Source organism: Acidovorax sp. FG42, from assembly GCF_057809195.1.
Window position 1 is genome coordinate 112,362 of sequence record NZ_JBMDJM010000014.1, and the last position, 15,116, is coordinate 127,477.

A 15,116-nucleotide genomic window follows, 5' to 3' on the forward strand; every position below is an offset into this window, starting at 1 on the left:
CAAAGATAACCTCAGAAATCGTCGATTGTCGAAACGCAGCAGGCTGCTTATGCTGACTTGCAAATGACACATTCACCAGCCCCAGCCCCCATGCCTTCTACGAACAGTGCCAACTCGGGCGACACCCCCAGCCACATCGTGGACCTTACGGCCACCAGCCTGTCGCGCGCCATCCATGCGCGGGAGATCTCCTGCACCGAGGTGCTGGATGCCTACCTCGCCCAGGTGGACCGGCTCAACCCCGTGGTGAACGCCCTGGTGGCAATGGTGGACCGCAACGTCCTGCGCGCGCAGGCGGCGGAGCGCGATGCGCACCTGGCGCGCGGCGAGAGTCGGGGGCCGCTGCACGGCTTTCCGCAGGCGCCCAAGGACATCATGCCCGCCGCGGGCATGGTCACCACGCGGGGCTCGCCCATCTTTGCCGGGCAGGTCTCGGCCACCGATGCGGTGGTGTTTGAGCGCATGCGCGCAGGCGGCGCACTGTTCATCGGCCGCAGCAACTCGCCGGAGTTTGGCCTGGGCGGCCACACCTACAACCCGGTGTACGGCACCACGCGCAATGCCCACAACCCGGCCGTATCGGCAGGTGGCAGCAGCGGCGGGGCGGCCGTGGCCGTCGCACTGCACATGCTGCCCGTGGCGGATGGCTCGGACATGATGGGATCGCTGCGCACGCCAGCGGCCTTCAACAACGTCTATGGGCTGCGCACCTCGTTTGGCCTCGTGCCGCATGGGCCGACGGAGGAAGTGTTCTTCCAGCAGTTCAGCGTGGCCGGGCCCATGGCGCGCAACATCCCTGACCTGGCGCTGCTGCTGTCGGTGCAGGCGGGTTTTGATGCGCGCCTGCCGCTCACGCGCCGGCACGAGGACGTGGCGCTGCTGGGCCAGCCGCTGGAGCGCGACTGGCGCGGGGCTCGCATCGGCTGGCTGGATGACCTGGGTGGCCACCTGCCCACCGAGCCCGGCGTGCTGGCCACCTGCGAGCAGGCGTTGGAGCACTTTCGCACCGTGGGCTGCGCGGTGGAGTCGGTGGTGCCCGCGTTCGACCTGAAGCAGCTGTGGAACGCCTGGATCGACCTGCGCAGCTTCAGCGTGGCGGGCGCCAATGCGGCCCTGTACCGCAACCCGGCGACCCATGCGCTGCTCAAGCCCGAGGCGGTCTGGGAGATCGAGCGCGGCATGCGCCTGACTGCCTTGCAGGTGTACGACGCGGCCCGCGTGCGCAGCGCGTGGTACCAGGTGCTACGCGGCCTGTTCGAGCAATTCGATTTTCTGGTGCTGCCCGCTGCGCAGGTCTTTCCTTTCGATGCCGATCTGGACTGGCCGCACGAAGTCGGCGGCCGCACCATGGACACCTACCACCGCTGGATGGAGACCGTGGTGCCCGCCACCATGGCCGGCCTGCCCGCGCTGGCGGCCCCCGCAGGCTTCGGCCCCGGCGGCCTGCCTGCGGGGCTGCAGATCATCGGCCCAGCGCAGTCTGACGCCGCCGTGCTGCAGGTCGGCCACGCCTACGACCAGGCCAGTGGGTACGCGCGCCAGCGCAGTCCCTTGCTGGATTGATCGGGGTCTGGCCGCTCGCCGTTCCGTCCCACACCGTTACCCCCCTCGCTTTTGTCAACGTGCTTTCTGGAGAGCTTCACCATGCTGCGTTCCCGCTTCATATCGAGTCTTCTGCTCAGCGCCCTGGTGCTGGGCGCGCCCGGCCTGGCGCAGGCACAGACTTACCCTGACCGGCCCATCAAGCTGGTCGTGCCTTTTGCAGCGGGTGGCGCGACTGACATCCTGGGGCGGCTGCTGGCCACCGCGCTGGGGGAGCGTCTGGGGCAGCCCATGGTGGTCGAGAACCGACCCGGCGCGGGCACGGTGGTGGCGGCGTCCGTGGTGGCCAAGGCGCCTGCTGACGGCTACACGCTGCTGCTCGGGTCCAACACCACGCTTACCATGAACCCGGCCATCCGCACCAACCTGCCGTACGACCCCCTCAAGAGCTTCACAGCCCTGGCACTGGTGGCCGACATGGGGTTGCTACTGGTGGCCCACAACGACACCCCGGGCCAGTCGCTCAAGGACATCGTGGCCCAGGCCAAGGCCGCGCCGGACAAGTTCTCGTACGGCTCCTATGGCACGGGCTCGTCGGTGCACTTTGGCGCCGAGATGCTCAAGACCACCGCAGGTTTTCCGATGATGCATGTGCCTTTCAACGGCAGCTCGCCCAGTCTCACGGCGCTGATGGGCGGGCAGGTGCAACTGGCGGTGGACACCGTGGTGGCGTCCACCCCGCTCATCAAGTCCGGCAAGATCAAAGCGATTGCCGCACTCAGCCCGCAGCGCCTGGCCCTGCTGCCCAATGTGCCCACGGTGGCCGAGAGCGGCTACCCCGGCTTTGACATGGGATCGTGGTTTGCCTTTGTAGGCCCGGCGGGCCTGCCCGCACCCGTGCAGAAGAAGCTGGAAAAGGCCCTGGCCGAGACCCTGGCCTCGGCGGAGTTCAAGAAGAAGATGGTGGACATCGGCCTCACGCCCTTGGGCGGCAACGGCGAAGCGCTGCGCGCACGCATTGAACGCGAGCTGCCGCTGATGCGCGCGGTGGCGGCGCGGGCGGATATCCGGGTGGATTGACGGTGGGCGCTAAAAAGGGGCTATCCGGCCCGTCGGCGCAACCCCATGGGATTTAGCGGGCCCGCTTGACCGGAATGCACAGCCAGCACGGAAAGCGCCCCGTGGCCGGGTCCACTGCAAAGTCCTCGTCGTAGATCTCCAGCGCAGCGCGGGGCTCCCATTCCCAGCCGTCGGGGATCTGGCCCGGCGTGCCCATCTGCGCCCAGGCGGCGGCAATCTCGGGCCCCGTGCCCACAAAGTGCATGCAAGCGTAGTCGCCGCCTTCGTAGTCCATCACCTGCACATCGGGCCCGGTGCGCAGGCCCACACCAATCTGCACCGCTGCGTCATAGCGGCACTGCTCGGGTGGCGTGCAGGCCGGGTCGTCATGGCTGAAACCGTAGAACTTGGGGCGCGGATGATCCAGCCGGTGGGCGGCACACCAGCTGCCAAAGCGCTCCCACAACTCAGTCAGGCCCGGGTGGCCGTAAGCGCCGGTGTGGCGCATGGTAGCAAGGCGCATGCGGGGCAGGGTGCGGATGGTCAGGGTCATGGCGGGCGGGGCTATGGCGGTGGAGGGAAAACCCAGTTTAGAGCCATCTCGGACGGACACCGCATGAATCCTGCGTCGCAATTGGCGACAATGCACGGTTTGTTGCCAACCACTTCTGTCCACGCCATGCAATTTGCCGACCGCCTGAACAACGTAGAAACCTCCGCCATCCGCGAGCTTTTCAAGCTGCTGGGCAAGCCCGGCATCATCAGCTTTGCAGGCGGCTTCCCGGACAGCGCGATGTTCGACGTGGAAGGCATTCGCGCCGCCAGCAATGCTGCCCTGGCCGAAGAACCCGGCGCAGCACTGCAGTACGGCGCCACAGAAGGCTACAACCCGCTGCGCGAGCAATTGGCCGCCTTCATGACCAGCAAGGGCGCCAAGGATGTCGCGGCCGACCACCTCATCGTCACCACCGGCAGCCAGCAGGCGCTGGACCTGCTGGGCAAGACGCTCATCAGCCCCGGCGACAAGGTGATCGTAGAAGGCCCCACGTTCCTGGCCACCATCCAGTGCTTTCGCCTGTACGGCGCCGAACTCATCAGCGCGCCCATCGACGGCAACGGCGTGAAGACCGACGAGCTGGAAAAGCTCATCGCCGAGCACAAGCCCAAGTTCGTCTACCTGATCCCCACCTTCGGCAACCCCAGCGGCGCCATGCTGAGCCTGGAGCGCCGCAAGGCCGTGCTCGAAATGGCGGTCAAGCACAACACCCTGATCGTCGAGGACGACCCCTACGGCGACCTGTACTTTGGCGATGCGCCTCCTCCCAGCCTGCTCAACCTGTCGGCCACCGTGCCCGGCAGCCGTGAGCTGCTGGTGCATTGCGGCAGCTTGAGCAAGGTGCTGTCGCCCGGCCTGCGCGTGGGCTGGATGATTGCCCCGGCTGAACTGTTGGGCAAAGCCACCATGTGCAAGCAGTTCAGCGACGCACACACCAGCACCTTTGCGCAGGCCACGGCCGCGCAGTACCTCAAGGCGGGCCGCATGCCCGGCACGCTGGCCCATGTGCGCAAGGTGTATGCCGAGCGCGCCCAGGCCATGGGCGATGCGCTGCGCAAGGAATTGGGCGACGCCATTGAATTCGTGCAACCCCAGGGCGGCCTGTTCGTGTGGGCGCGCCTCACCGGCGCGGGTGGCAAGGTGGCCGACGGAAATGTGCTGGCCAAGCGTGCCATTGAGAAGGGCGTGGCCTTTGTACCCGGCACGCCGTTCTTCTGCGCCAACCCCGACCACGCCACCTTCCGCCTGTCGTTCGCCACGGCCGATGTGGACAAGATCCGCGAAGGCGTCGCGCGCCTGGGCCAGGCGATCTGACGCCTCCATGTCCGACGCCAACGATCTCACCAGCATCCTCCAGCGCCTTGAAAGCCTGGAGATCAAGGCCAGCTTTACCGAAGACCTGCTGGACCAGCTGAACATGACCATCTATCAGCAGCAGCAACTGATCGACCGGTTGACGCACGAGGTCATCCAGCTGCGCCAGCAGGCGCCCGAAGGCGGCTCGAACGGCCCGCGCAACCTGCGCGACGAACTGCCGCCGCATTACTGATCGGACCTGATCCGATCGCTCGGTCTACGCCCTCACCGACCGCCAGGCAGCCTCGGCCAGCTCGGTGCGGCAGGTGGTGGGCGAGGGCAAACCCCCTTGGGCCGCGTTGCCCGACAGCCAGGCCCTGCAATAGCTCTGCACCGGCCCCATCACCAGTGATGGCATCAGCTCGCATGGCAGGTCGCGCAGCGCGCCGGCCCTGCGGTGGGGTTCAAACCAGGCCACCAGCGCCTGGTTGCGGCGCCGCGCGGCCTCGGCCAGGTCTGGCGTGCGCGGGCCGGCGGCCACGGCGCCACGCGCCTGGAACAGAAAACGCGCCCGCTCGGGCTGCGCCACCACCCAGTCCAGATAGCCCGTGACCAGGGCCTGCACGCCCGCCTCCACGCCCTGGGCGGCATCCAGCTGCGCCTGCACGCTGCGCGACTGGTCGTGATAGATCTCGAAGAACAGCGCCGCCACGATGCCGTCGCGGTTGCCAAAGTGGTGATAGATGCTGCCCACGCTGGCCCCGCAGCGCGCGCGTACGCCGTCGATGGTGACCGCGTCCACGCCGCCGTCGGCCGCGCAAGCCAGGGCGGCGTTTAGGATGTCCTGGCGGCGGTCGGTGGTTGCCTCGGCAGGGGATGCGGTGGGGGGCGGGGAATTGCGGCTTGCCATGGAACGGGATTCTAGAATAAAGTTCTAGAAAATATTTCTAGTCCACGATCCTTCCATGCATTCCTCTCCCATTGCCACCTCTGCAGGCGCTGCCTCCATGTCCGGTGCCGCCTTGTACCCTCACCTGCTCGCCCCCCTCGACCTGGGGTTCACCACCCTCAAAAACCGCGTGATCATGGGCTCCATGCACACGGGGCTGGAGGACGGGCGTGACCTCTCGCGCATGGCGGCGTACTTTCGCGAGCGGGCTGAGGGTGACGTGGGCTTGATCGTGACGGGTGGCTTCGCACCGAATATCGCGGGCTGGGCCAAGCCGTTTGCGGGCACGCTGGCAACGTCCGGCGCGGCCAAGCGCCACCGTGTGGTGACCGAGGCTGTGCACGCAGCGGGCGGCAAGATTGCCTTGCAGATTCTGCACACGGGCCGCTATGCCTACCACCCGCTGGCCGTGGCGCCCTCGCGGCTGCAGTCGCCCATCTCGCCGTTCACGCCGTTTGCGCTGTCGGCACGCGGGGTGGAGCGCCAGATACGCGCGTTCGTCAATTGCGCAATCAAGGCGCGCGAGGCTGGCTACGACGGTGTGGAGGTGATGGGCTCCGAGGGTTACTTCATCAACCAGTTCCTGTCGCAGGCCACCAACCTGCGGCGCGATGAATGGGGCGGCGACTACAGCCACCGCATGCGCCTGCCGGTGGAGATCATCGGCCGCATGCGCGAGGCCGTTGGCAAGGACTTCATCATCATCTACCGCCTGTCGATGATCGACCTGGTGCCTGGCGGCAGCGCGTGGGACGAGATCGTCACCCTGGGCAAGGCCGTGGCCACGGGCGGCGCCAACATCGTCAACACCGGCATCGGCTGGCACGAGGCGCGGGTGCCTACCATTGCCACCAGCGTGCCGCGCGCAGCGTTTGCGTGGGTCACGCAGAAGATGAAGGCCGAGTTCGCGGCGGCGGGCATCACCACGCCGCTGGTCACGTCCAACCGCATCAACACGCCTGAAGTGGCCGAGCAGGTACTGGCCGATCGCTGCGCCGACATGGTGTCCATGGCGCGGCCGCTGCTGGCCGATGCCGCGTTTGTGAAGAAGGCTGCGCAGGGCCGGGCTGACCGCATCAACACCTGCATCGCCTGCAACCAGGCCTGCCTGGACCATGTGTTCCAGAACAAGACCAGCAGCTGCTTGGTCAACCCACGCGCCTGCCACGAGACCGAGCTGGTGTACCGCCCGGTGTCGTCGCGCAAGCGCGTGGCCGTGGTCGGCGCCGGACCCGCAGGCCTCACTGCCGCCACGGTGGCGGCCGAGCGTGGGCACGAGGTGCACCTGTTTGACGCTGCACCCGCCATCGGCGGCCAGCTCAACATGGCCAAGGTGATTCCGGGCAAGGAGGAGTTCCATGAAATGCTGCGTTACCTGGGTACGCGCGTGGAGGACACAGGGGTGCAGCTGCACTTGAATCAGCGTGTGGAGGCCGCCGACCTTGTGGGCTTTGACGAGGTCATCGTCGCGACTGGCGTGGAGCCGCGCGACCCGAAGATCCCCGGCCAGGACCACCCCAAGGTGCTGAGCTACATCGACGTGCTGCGCCATGGCAAGCCGGTGGGCGAGCGCGTGGCCATCATCGGTGCGGGCGGCATTGGCTTTGACGTGGCCGAATTCTTGACGCATGGTGAGCATCCCTCTACTACGCTCGACCTGCCCGCCTGGAAGGCCGAGTGGGGCATCACCGACCCGGCCGAGGCGCGCGGTGGCCTGGCCACCAGCGGCCCGCGCGTGACGCCCCCTGCACGGCAGGTGACGCTGTTGCAGCGCAAGAAGGGCAAGCTGGGCGGCGGCCTCGGCAAGACCACAGGCTGGATCCACCGCACCGTGCTGAAGATGAAAGCGGTGGAGATGGTGGGTGGCGTGAACTACGAGCGCATTGCCGACGAAGGGCTGCTGGTGTCGTATGGCGAGAAGCGCGAAGACCCGACCTGGATTCCCTGCGACACCGTGGTGCTGTGCGCGGGCCAGGTGCCCTTGCGCAGCCTGGCACAGGACCTGGAGGCCCAGGGCCGCAAGCCCCACCTCATCGGCGGTGCGCTGGAGGCGGGTGAGCTGGACGCCAAACGCGCCATCGATCAGGCAGCGCGGCTGGCGGCCCGGCTGTAGGTCGGTGTGTGGATTGCCTGCGGGGACTCACAGGGCCTCGCAGGGCCTGTCAGGCGCGTTGTTGAGGTTGTTTTGGCCGGTAGCGCTAGTGAATCATGCCTGAGTAGCTATTGTTTTGATAGTGAATGCAATGCACAGACTGCCGTGCCGGGCCGCCGCCGCTGTGCGCGCGCAGCCCCTCAGGCGGTCGGATGCAAGGCGTTGAACACCCGCAGCGCCGCCCAGGCGTCGTTGGCTGCGTAGACCAGCTGGGCCTCGCTCAGCCGGGCGTTGGCCCAGTTGGAGGTGGCGGCCTTTTTGGACTTGATGAAACGCCGGTTGAACAGCACGGCCACGGCCCCTTTCACGCCCATGTCCTTGCGGTAGCCGCGTTGGCGGAACACGGTGTTCAGCTCCAGCACATCGGCCGGCTGCACGCCCAGCTTGTGCTGGATGCGCTTCGTGTCGTCGCCCAGCCCGAAGCCTGCCTTGGTCACACCGCGCAAGGCCAGCAGCTCGGCCACGCGCGCGCGGCAGCCGGGGTCGTGTAGCTGGAACACCCAGGCCCGCTCCAGCGTGGCCAGTTGCACGATGTGCGGGCCGTCCGACGTCTCGCCCTGCACAAAGGTGGGTTTGGATTCGGTGTCAAAACCCCAGGCGCTCGCGCTGGCCAGCGCATCGCAAGCCTGGTCGGCCTGGGCAGGCGTGGAGACGAGGGCGATGCGGTCCAGGCCCAGGCGTTCAAAGGGCTCCAGCAGCGCGATCTGGTCTTTGTCGGGTGTGGGGCGCTGGGCGGTGCGCGCAGAGGGGTGGCGGGGCGTGGAGGGCGGCTGGCGCCGCGAAGGGGGAGAGTCCGTCATGCGGGCCATTGTGCCGTGCAGATGGTCCTTCAGCGTTTGCCGGTTTTGCGCAAGCGGGGCGCCTCTGCCATCTGCGCCAGGGCCTGTACACAGGCCGCCACCGACTGGGCCTGCCGTCCTGCCAGCCAGCCCGCGCCAAACCAGGCGTTCGGCTCGCCCGACTCTGCCAGTTCGCGGTACAGCGCGGCGGCCACGCGCTCGTCGTTCAGGCGGCCCAGGGCCGACAGCGCAGGCTGCAGGCTTTCCAGAAACCGGGTGCTGTGCGCATCCAGTGCGGGCGCCACAAACTCGGTGAGGTAGCGCAGGCGTTTGAGCCGTTTGCGCAGCCGGTGCTGTGTCTGCGGGGTGCGCGTGGCAAAACCCCGTGCGCCTTTTTGCACCTGGGCATGCATTGCGCGCAGGCGCTGCTGCAGCAGGCGGCGCGTGGCACGGGCGTCCAGGCCTGCTGGAGCGCTGCCCGTGGCATCCAGCCCTGGGGTGGTAAAGGCCATCAGATGCACCAGCGTTTCCTGAAAGGCCGCATCGCGCACGATGTGTTGTGCAGCCTGGGCCCCCAGCCCGGCGGCGTCGTTCGGGTGAGGGGACAGGGGCGGCGCTCCGGCATCGAGCAGTTCGGCACCGATGCGTTGCATCACCTGGCTGCGGTCCCGCAGGTGGCCGAGCTGCTGGAACACATGGACCAGGGGCGGCTCCCAGGCGGGGTCCAGGTGGCCCGGGGCCAGCGGTGCCAGCTCGCGCAGGGCGGTGCGCAGGCGGCGGATGCCGATGCGCAGCTGGTGCAGTTGCTCCTCGTCGTTGGACCCTTCAGCCAGGTCGCTGGCAGGGCCCAGGATCTGCTGCAGGCACTGCGCCACCACGGCGCGCTGCAGGGCCAGCCCGGCGGGCAGTTGCTGGTACAGGGGGGAAGGGGACCGGGCCTTGCGGGGCGAACTGCTATCGGGTGCGGCCAGCAGGCGCTCGCCCCGTTCGGCCTTGGACACGGTGCTCAGATACAGCCCATGCCGCGTGGCCCACTGCGCGGCGAGCGCTGCAAGGCCCGTCACGGGCCCGGTCTTCAGTTCCAGCTCCAGCTCGCAAATGGGGGCTTCGGCCTGCCGCGCTGTGCCCCGGTGGGCCACCACCCGGCCGGTGTCCAGCGCCAGCTCGACCACGGTTCCCTGGCGGGTGATGTCGCGGGTCAGCCGGTCCATCTCGGTGCCATAGGTCTCGACAAGGGGGCTGCCTGCGGCTTGCAGCGCCTGCTGCAGCCGCGCGCCCGCCACGGTGCCACTGTGCAACTGAGGTTGGGGCTCGGGCGCGGTGCTTGCAATGGCAGGGCCGCGTGCGACGTTGTGCTCCTGCCGGTCCAGCGGGCCATCGCCCAGCGCCTTGACGGTCTGCACCCACTGGTCGCCTTCGCGGCGCAGGCGAAACGCAATGCCGCGTGACGCCAGTGCGCCGTCGGGCGTGTCGAAGTAGCGGGCCTCCATGCGGATGGCGGTACACCGGCCCCGGCGCAATGCCGCTTGCACAGCGGCCAGGCGGTCGGGTGGGATGCAGAACTTGAATTCGATTTCCATGATGGCAGCATTATCCTGTGATATTCCCTTCACAAGGCGATGCCGGATCAAGATGGTGCGCTGGTTATCTGCGAATAATCAATGATTCACGCGAGAGCGGATTTATTGCGATGAGCGATTGAAAGACGATATCAAGCTCATGCCCAACGGTTTTTCTTGATTATCTCGGATGGAGGTAATGATTTTGAATGCCGAAGCCTGAACCCGGTCGGGTAGGCGCACAAAATTATTTTCTTGTACCAAGGTGTCGCCATTGAGGAACGACCACAGAATGAACCGCAAGGCCTGGGCCGTCTGATCGGGGTTCTGCGTGACCTTGGGGAACACCACAAACGTGCCCATGGTGATGGGCCACACCGATTTGCCGGGCCGCTGCGTCAAGGTGCTGTTGAAAACCCCGGTGGCCGACCAATCGCTGTTGGCCAGTGCTGCCTTGAAGGCATCGATGGAGGGTTTGACGTAAATGCCGTCGGCATTTTTCATCTGCACGGTGGTCAGGCCGTATTCGGCCACATAGCCGTGGTCCACATACCCGATGGCGCCCACCGTGTCGCGCACGCCCTTGGCCACTCCGTCGCTGCCTTTGAAGGCCAGCACCCCTGCAGGCCAGGCAATGCTGGTTTTGGCGCCGTAGGTTTTTTTCCATTGCGGGCTTACCTTGCCCAGGTAGTCCGCAAAGTTGTAGGTGGTGCCCGAGCCATCGGCGCGCACCACCACCTTGATCGGCAGGTCGGGCAAGGGCAAATCGGGGTTCAGCGCCGTGATGTCGGCCGCATTCCAGCGGGTGATTTCGCCCATGAAGATGCGGCTGAGCACCTCGCCCGTCAGGCGCAGCTGGGCGTTGGGCACCTTGGGCAGGTTGACGATGGGGCTGATGCCGGTGATGGCCACGGGCAGCGCGAGCAGTCCGTGCTCCAGCAGGTCCTTCTCGGCGGGGTACACGTCGGTCGCACCAAAGCCGACGGCTTGTTGCTGGATCTTTTTCATGCCCGCGCTGGACCCCACCGGGTCGTAGTCCACTACGCTACCAGTCGCCTTGACATAGGCCTTGGCCCAGCTGCGGTAGATGGGCGCTGCCGCCGAAGAGCCTGCGCCTGTCACGGTCTGCGCGCTGGCCAGCCCCGCCTGCACAAGGGCCAGGGTTGCCAGCAGAAGAAAGTAAATATATTTCATGTGTTTTATGTAATGGTTTTTATGAATAACGATATGCCGCGCACCATTTCAGGTGCAATGAAAGTCGTTGCACTTTCAAGGAGCGGGTAAGCCGCTTGCGGTGCCGATCCTAGCAAAATGACAGCGATTTGAAGCATTGGCCTGAACAGTCAAGGTTTCTCGCTCCGTCATTAATCTGTCATTTGAAACAATTAGTATCTTTCGCATTCCGCCGGGAATTCGCTGCAGGCAACGGGTGGGCGTTCTCCAGCGGGCCCCACGCGTTCGTTCCCACAAGGCGGCGGCGCCTCGGTGGACCTTCACGAAAGATTTAGATGCTTCAAAAAATGAAAATTGGTACCCGACTGGCGCTGGCGTTTGCCGTGCTGTTGTTGCTGATCTCGGCCCTGGCGGCGGGGGGCATCAGCGGGGCCAAGCGGTTGACCGAGCGCAGCGCAGCCCTGTATGGCGACCGCACCGTGCCGATGGGCGTGCTGGCCGAGATCAGCCACCTGACGCAGCGCAACCGTGTGCTGGTGATGGACATGCTGATGGACCCCGGCACCAGCAACCTGGAAGCCAGCCACGCGGCCCTGACGGCCAATGTCGAGCGCATCCAGACCCTGTGGAAGGACTACGCCGCCAAGCCCCTGGGGCCCGAGGAGCAGGCCCTGGCGCAGGCCTTTGCCGATGCCAATGCCACCTATCTGGACAAGGGCCTGATCCCGGCGTCGGCCGCGCTGGTGGCCGGCAAGTACGACGACGGCTCGGAGCTGTACATCACCCAGATCCGCCCCAACGCGCTCAAGGTGCAGGACGCCATCGAGCGCTTGGTGGCCCTGCAGATCAACGTGGCCGCAGCAGAGTTTGCCGGGGCCCGCGCCATGAGCGACACCATCCACTGGTGGATGCTGGCGGCCACGGCCCTGGCACTGCTGGCAGGGGCAGCGATGGCCTGGGTCATCACCCGTTCCATCTCGCGCCCGCTGCGCCAGGCCGTGGTGCTGGCACGTACCGTGGCCGGGGGCGACCTGACGGCGCAGATTGAGGTGCGCGGCAATGACGAGACCGCCGAGCTGCTAGGTGCCCTGCGCGAGATGAACCACCAGCTGGTGCGTGTGATCACCGAGGTGCGCGCCAGCACCGAGACGGTAGCGCACGAGGCCGTGGTGATGGCGGGCGGCACTGAAGACCTGGCGCGCCGCACCGAGGTGCAGGCGTCCAACCTGCAGGAGACGGCCGCGTCGATGGAGCAGCTGACCATCACGGTGCAGCACAACACCGACAATGCCCAGCGTGCCACCGCTCTGGCGCAAGAGGCGAGCAGCGTGGCAAACGAAGGCGGCAGCGTGATGCGCGACGTGATCGCCACCATGCAGGAGATCAAGACCCAGTCGCAGAAGATCACGGACATCATCAAGGTGATCGACGACATCGCCTTCCAGACCAACCTGCTGGCGCTGAATGCGGCGGTGGAGGCTGCGCGTGCTGGTGAACAAGGCCGGGGCTTTGCCGTGGTGGCGGGCGAGGTACGAGGCCTGTCGCAACGCAGCAGCATGGCGGCCCGGGAGATTCGCGGCCTGATCTCGGCCAGCGTGCAGGGCGTGGAGCGCGGGTCCACGCTGGTGGGCCAGGCGGGTGAACGCGTGGCCAACACCGTGCACCATGTGAACCAGGTGGTGTCGCTCATCACCGCCATCAAAGAGGCGGGGCAAGAGCAGGCCCGCGGCATTGCCCAGATCGGCGAGGCCGTGCGCCAGCTGGACGCGGCCACGCAACAGAACGCGGTACTGGTGGACGACAACTCGTCTGCCTCGACCGGCATGAAGAACCAGGTCAAGCGCCTGCTGGAGGTGATTCACCAGTTCCGCCTGGCGCCCGATAGGCCCTTGTCGGCCGGGGATGCGCCCCTGCTCGCAGCCTCAGGCATGCCTGCTGCGGCGGCCTTGGAGAGCCGAGGGGGCAGCCGGGCGCAACTGGCCATTTCGGCCCGCTAGCCTGGCGGTGGCTAGGTTTCAGCGATCGCGTGGCCTGTGCCGTTAGTGACCGAGACATTGCCACCCACTTCGCCAGGCGCCGCGCCATGAACCGCACCGACGTATTGATCGCGATTGCCGAGGTGGCGCGCAGCGGTGGCGCGACCGCGCCCGAAGACGCCATTTCGCAGCTGGCGATGATCATTGATGATCTGGAGTTGTCTTGCAGCGGCTCGGAGCAGGTGATGGAGATGCTGCTGCGCATTGCCGCCTGCCTGTGGAACCTGCAGCAGGAACGCATGCGCCTTTGAATACTGGCCTCGGGATTCGGCGCCGCCCTGATCCGTCGCCGCTCAAGGCGACAGATGCGCTCACTCGCCCAGCGTTTCGAGCGAAGCCACCTGGTTGCGTCCCCGGTGCTTGGCCAGGTACAGCGCCTGGTCGGCGCGGTCGAGCATGTCACGCAGGCTCCGGTCGCTCTGGCGGAAGGTGCTCACACCCAGGCTGGTGGTCACGCGGTAGCTGTGGCCTGCATCGTCCATCAGCTCGAGCGCGCGAATGCTGTGCAGCATGCGCGTGGCAACCTCCAGGCCCTCAGCCAATGTAGTCACCGGCAGCAGCACGCCAAACTCTTCGCCGCCCAGCCGGCCCACGGCATCGCTGGCGCGCAACTGGCCCTTGATGGCCTGCGCAAACGCCATCAGCGCACGGTCGCCCTCCAGGTGACCAAAACGGTCGTTGATGGTCTTGAAGTGGTCCAGGTCCAGCATCAGCAACGTCAGGGGCTCGCCGTTGCTCCGTGAATGGGCATAGGCCGACTCGGCACATTCCAGAAACGCGCGGCGGTTGGCAATGCCCGTCAGCATGTCGGTGGTGGCCAGGCGCTGCAGTTCGCGCTCCAGGTTCTTGCGCTGCGTCACGTCGCGGTAAATGCCCTCGACCCCCGCAAAATTGCCGGCGTGGTCGTACAGCGCGTGGCTGCTGATGGAGATGTCGATCACCGTGCCATCGCGCCGCACCATCTGGCCCGGAAAGTCCGACACCTCGCCGTGCTCCATGATCGCGGCCTTGAACGCGTCGCGGTCCTTGCTCTGGGGGTAGTACGACTCGGCAGTGCGGCCTTCGATTTCATGGGGTTCGTAGCCGAGCACGCGGCGCACGCCAGGGCCCACATGCTGCACGATGCCCTGCGCGTCGGTGCGGTAGTACACGTCCTGCATGTTGTCGAACAGGCGCCGGAAGTTCTGCTCGCTCTCGCGCAGCTGGGCCTCGATCTCGCTCTGGTGCGTCATGTCCATGCCGCACATGAGCACGGCGGGCGCACCGTCCCATTCAATGGCCACACTGCTGATCAGCACCATGCGCAGGTTGCCCCGCTCGGTGCGGATGCGGAACTCGGACGACTTGTTGGGCCGCCCGGCCTGCTCGGGCACGGCCACCTGCTGGATGCGGTTGGTGGAGCGCACCTGATCCAACGGATGCACAAAATCGCCGGACAGCCGCCCGATCAGGCTGTCGATGCTGGGCGCCTCCAGCAGCTCCATGCTGGCGGCGTTGGCAAAGCGGATGGCACCCTCTTGTGTGACAAGCACGGCCGCTGGCAACAGGTGCAGCAGGCGCAGGTCGTGGTTCATGGGCTGGTGGGTAACCAAAAGTAATGCATCATTGTGGCACCGGGAAGCGGGGCCATCAAAGATCATCTGTCGCAGGCGGTACTATCGCCCATGAGAAAAACTTTCCAACTCCACGTTGAAGGCAAGAACCGCGACCGCGTTCTGGATGCCGTTAAGCACGAAATCCGCAAATACATCAAGCGCGAACGGCGCCGCGACCTGCCTGAAGGTGCCGACTTCTGGGACTTTGACTGTCGGTTTGGTTGCACCAAAGACGACGCTGCTGTGGCGCATCTGTCGGCCTTGACTGGCTTGATCAACGGCGTGGCGGCCGAGGGTGGCGCCCAGTTCTATGTGGAAATTCTGGCCAAACCCGCCAAGCGCACACCCCGGCCCTCAGGGCAGGCATCGCAGGGCGGGGCCGATGACTTGGGCGGGGACGAAGAAGACGGCGTGTGAGAC

The 15,116-nt window shown here is 66.3% G+C and carries 14 protein-coding genes; 8 read left to right on the forward strand and 6 right to left on the reverse strand.

Features of this window, described 5'->3' with window-relative positions:
* Window positions 1-90 precede the first annotated feature (90 nt).
* Entirely contained in the window at window positions 91-1,563 is a 1,473-nt protein-coding gene (locus tag ACODSM_RS15530) for an amidase (RefSeq protein ID WP_488805899.1), read from the forward strand.
* An 81-nt stretch (window positions 1,564-1,644) separates the two neighbouring features.
* On the forward strand, window positions 1,645-2,622 hold the full coding sequence (locus tag ACODSM_RS15535) for a Bug family tripartite tricarboxylate transporter substrate binding protein (protein WP_488805900.1): 978 nt from the start codon (window positions 1,645-1,647) through the stop codon (window positions 2,620-2,622).
* A gap of 52 nt (window positions 2,623-2,674) precedes the next feature.
* On the opposite strand, the gene ACODSM_RS15540 is transcribed toward ACODSM_RS15535, so the two are convergent.
* On the reverse strand, window positions 2,675-3,154 hold the full coding sequence (locus ACODSM_RS15540) for an AraC family transcriptional regulator (protein ID WP_488805901.1): 480 nt from the start codon (window positions 3,152-3,154) through the stop codon (window positions 2,675-2,677).
* 126 nt (window positions 3,155-3,280) lie between these two features.
* Here ACODSM_RS15540 and ACODSM_RS15545 point away from each other — a divergent pair, with 126 nt between their 5' ends.
* Both ACODSM_RS15545 and ACODSM_RS15550 read left to right on the forward strand, forming a co-directional pair.
* Window positions 3,281-4,471, forward strand: a complete 1,191-nt coding sequence (locus ACODSM_RS15545; RefSeq protein WP_488805902.1) for an aminotransferase-like domain-containing protein — start codon at window positions 3,281-3,283, stop codon at window positions 4,469-4,471.
* Between the two features lie 7 nt (window positions 4,472-4,478).
* On the forward strand, window positions 4,479-4,706 hold the full coding sequence (locus ACODSM_RS15550) for a SlyX family protein (RefSeq protein ID WP_056638363.1): 228 nt from the start codon (window positions 4,479-4,481) through the stop codon (window positions 4,704-4,706).
* Between the two features lie 24 nt (window positions 4,707-4,730).
* Here the strand turns inward: ACODSM_RS15550 and ACODSM_RS15555 are convergent, their stop codons facing one another.
* Window positions 4,731-5,363: a TetR/AcrR family transcriptional regulator gene (locus ACODSM_RS15555; protein ID WP_488805903.1), complete on the reverse strand. Its 633-nt coding sequence runs from the start codon at window positions 5,361-5,363 to the stop codon at window positions 4,731-4,733.
* A 97-nt stretch (window positions 5,364-5,460) separates the two neighbouring features.
* On the opposite strand from ACODSM_RS15555, the gene ACODSM_RS15560 reads away from it, so the two are divergent.
* A complete protein-coding gene (locus ACODSM_RS15560) occupies window positions 5,461-7,515 on the forward strand; it encodes an NADPH-dependent 2,4-dienoyl-CoA reductase (protein WP_295941805.1) in 2,055 nt (684 codons plus the stop codon).
* Window positions 7,516-7,694: 179 nt separating this feature from the next.
* Here ACODSM_RS15560 and ACODSM_RS15565 read toward each other — a convergent pair whose 3' ends face one another.
* The 3 genes from ACODSM_RS15565 to pstS all read right to left on the reverse strand — a co-directional run bounded on the left by ACODSM_RS15565 (window position 7,695) and on the right by pstS (window position 11,086).
* Window positions 7,695-8,354 carry a 3'-5' exonuclease gene (locus tag ACODSM_RS15565; RefSeq protein ID WP_343734258.1) on the reverse strand — a complete coding sequence of 220 codons (660 nt, stop codon included), beginning with the start codon at window positions 8,352-8,354 and terminating at the stop codon, window positions 7,695-7,697.
* 29 nt (window positions 8,355-8,383) lie between these two features.
* Complete coding sequence (locus ACODSM_RS15570) at window positions 8,384-9,913, reverse strand: CYTH and CHAD domain-containing protein (RefSeq protein ID WP_488805904.1); 1,530 nt, start codon at window positions 9,911-9,913, stop codon at window positions 8,384-8,386.
* A 102-nt stretch (window positions 9,914-10,015) separates the two neighbouring features.
* Complete coding sequence (gene pstS / locus ACODSM_RS15575) at window positions 10,016-11,086, reverse strand: phosphate ABC transporter substrate-binding protein PstS (RefSeq protein ID WP_488805905.1); 1,071 nt, start codon at window positions 11,084-11,086, stop codon at window positions 10,016-10,018.
* 326 nt (window positions 11,087-11,412) lie between these two features.
* On the opposite strand from pstS, the gene ACODSM_RS15580 reads away from it, so the two are divergent.
* Both ACODSM_RS15580 and ACODSM_RS15585 read left to right on the forward strand, forming a co-directional pair.
* Complete coding sequence (locus ACODSM_RS15580) at window positions 11,413-13,062, forward strand: methyl-accepting chemotaxis protein (RefSeq protein WP_488805906.1); 1,650 nt, start codon at window positions 11,413-11,415, stop codon at window positions 13,060-13,062.
* Between the two features lie 86 nt (window positions 13,063-13,148).
* Complete coding sequence (locus ACODSM_RS15585; protein WP_043566660.1) at window positions 13,149-13,352, forward strand: hypothetical protein; 204 nt, start codon at window positions 13,149-13,151, stop codon at window positions 13,350-13,352.
* A 60-nt stretch (window positions 13,353-13,412) separates the two neighbouring features.
* On the opposite strand, the gene ACODSM_RS15590 is transcribed toward ACODSM_RS15585, so the two are convergent.
* Window positions 13,413-14,675, reverse strand: coding sequence for a sensor domain-containing diguanylate cyclase (locus tag ACODSM_RS15590; RefSeq protein WP_209820087.1), 1,263 nt, complete (start codon window positions 14,673-14,675; stop codon window positions 13,413-13,415).
* A gap of 90 nt (window positions 14,676-14,765) precedes the next feature.
* On the opposite strand from ACODSM_RS15590, the gene ACODSM_RS15595 reads away from it, so the two are divergent.
* Complete coding sequence (locus ACODSM_RS15595) at window positions 14,766-15,113, forward strand: DUF6172 family protein (protein WP_488805909.1); 348 nt, start codon at window positions 14,766-14,768, stop codon at window positions 15,111-15,113.
* Window positions 15,114-15,116: the final 3 nt, after the last annotated feature.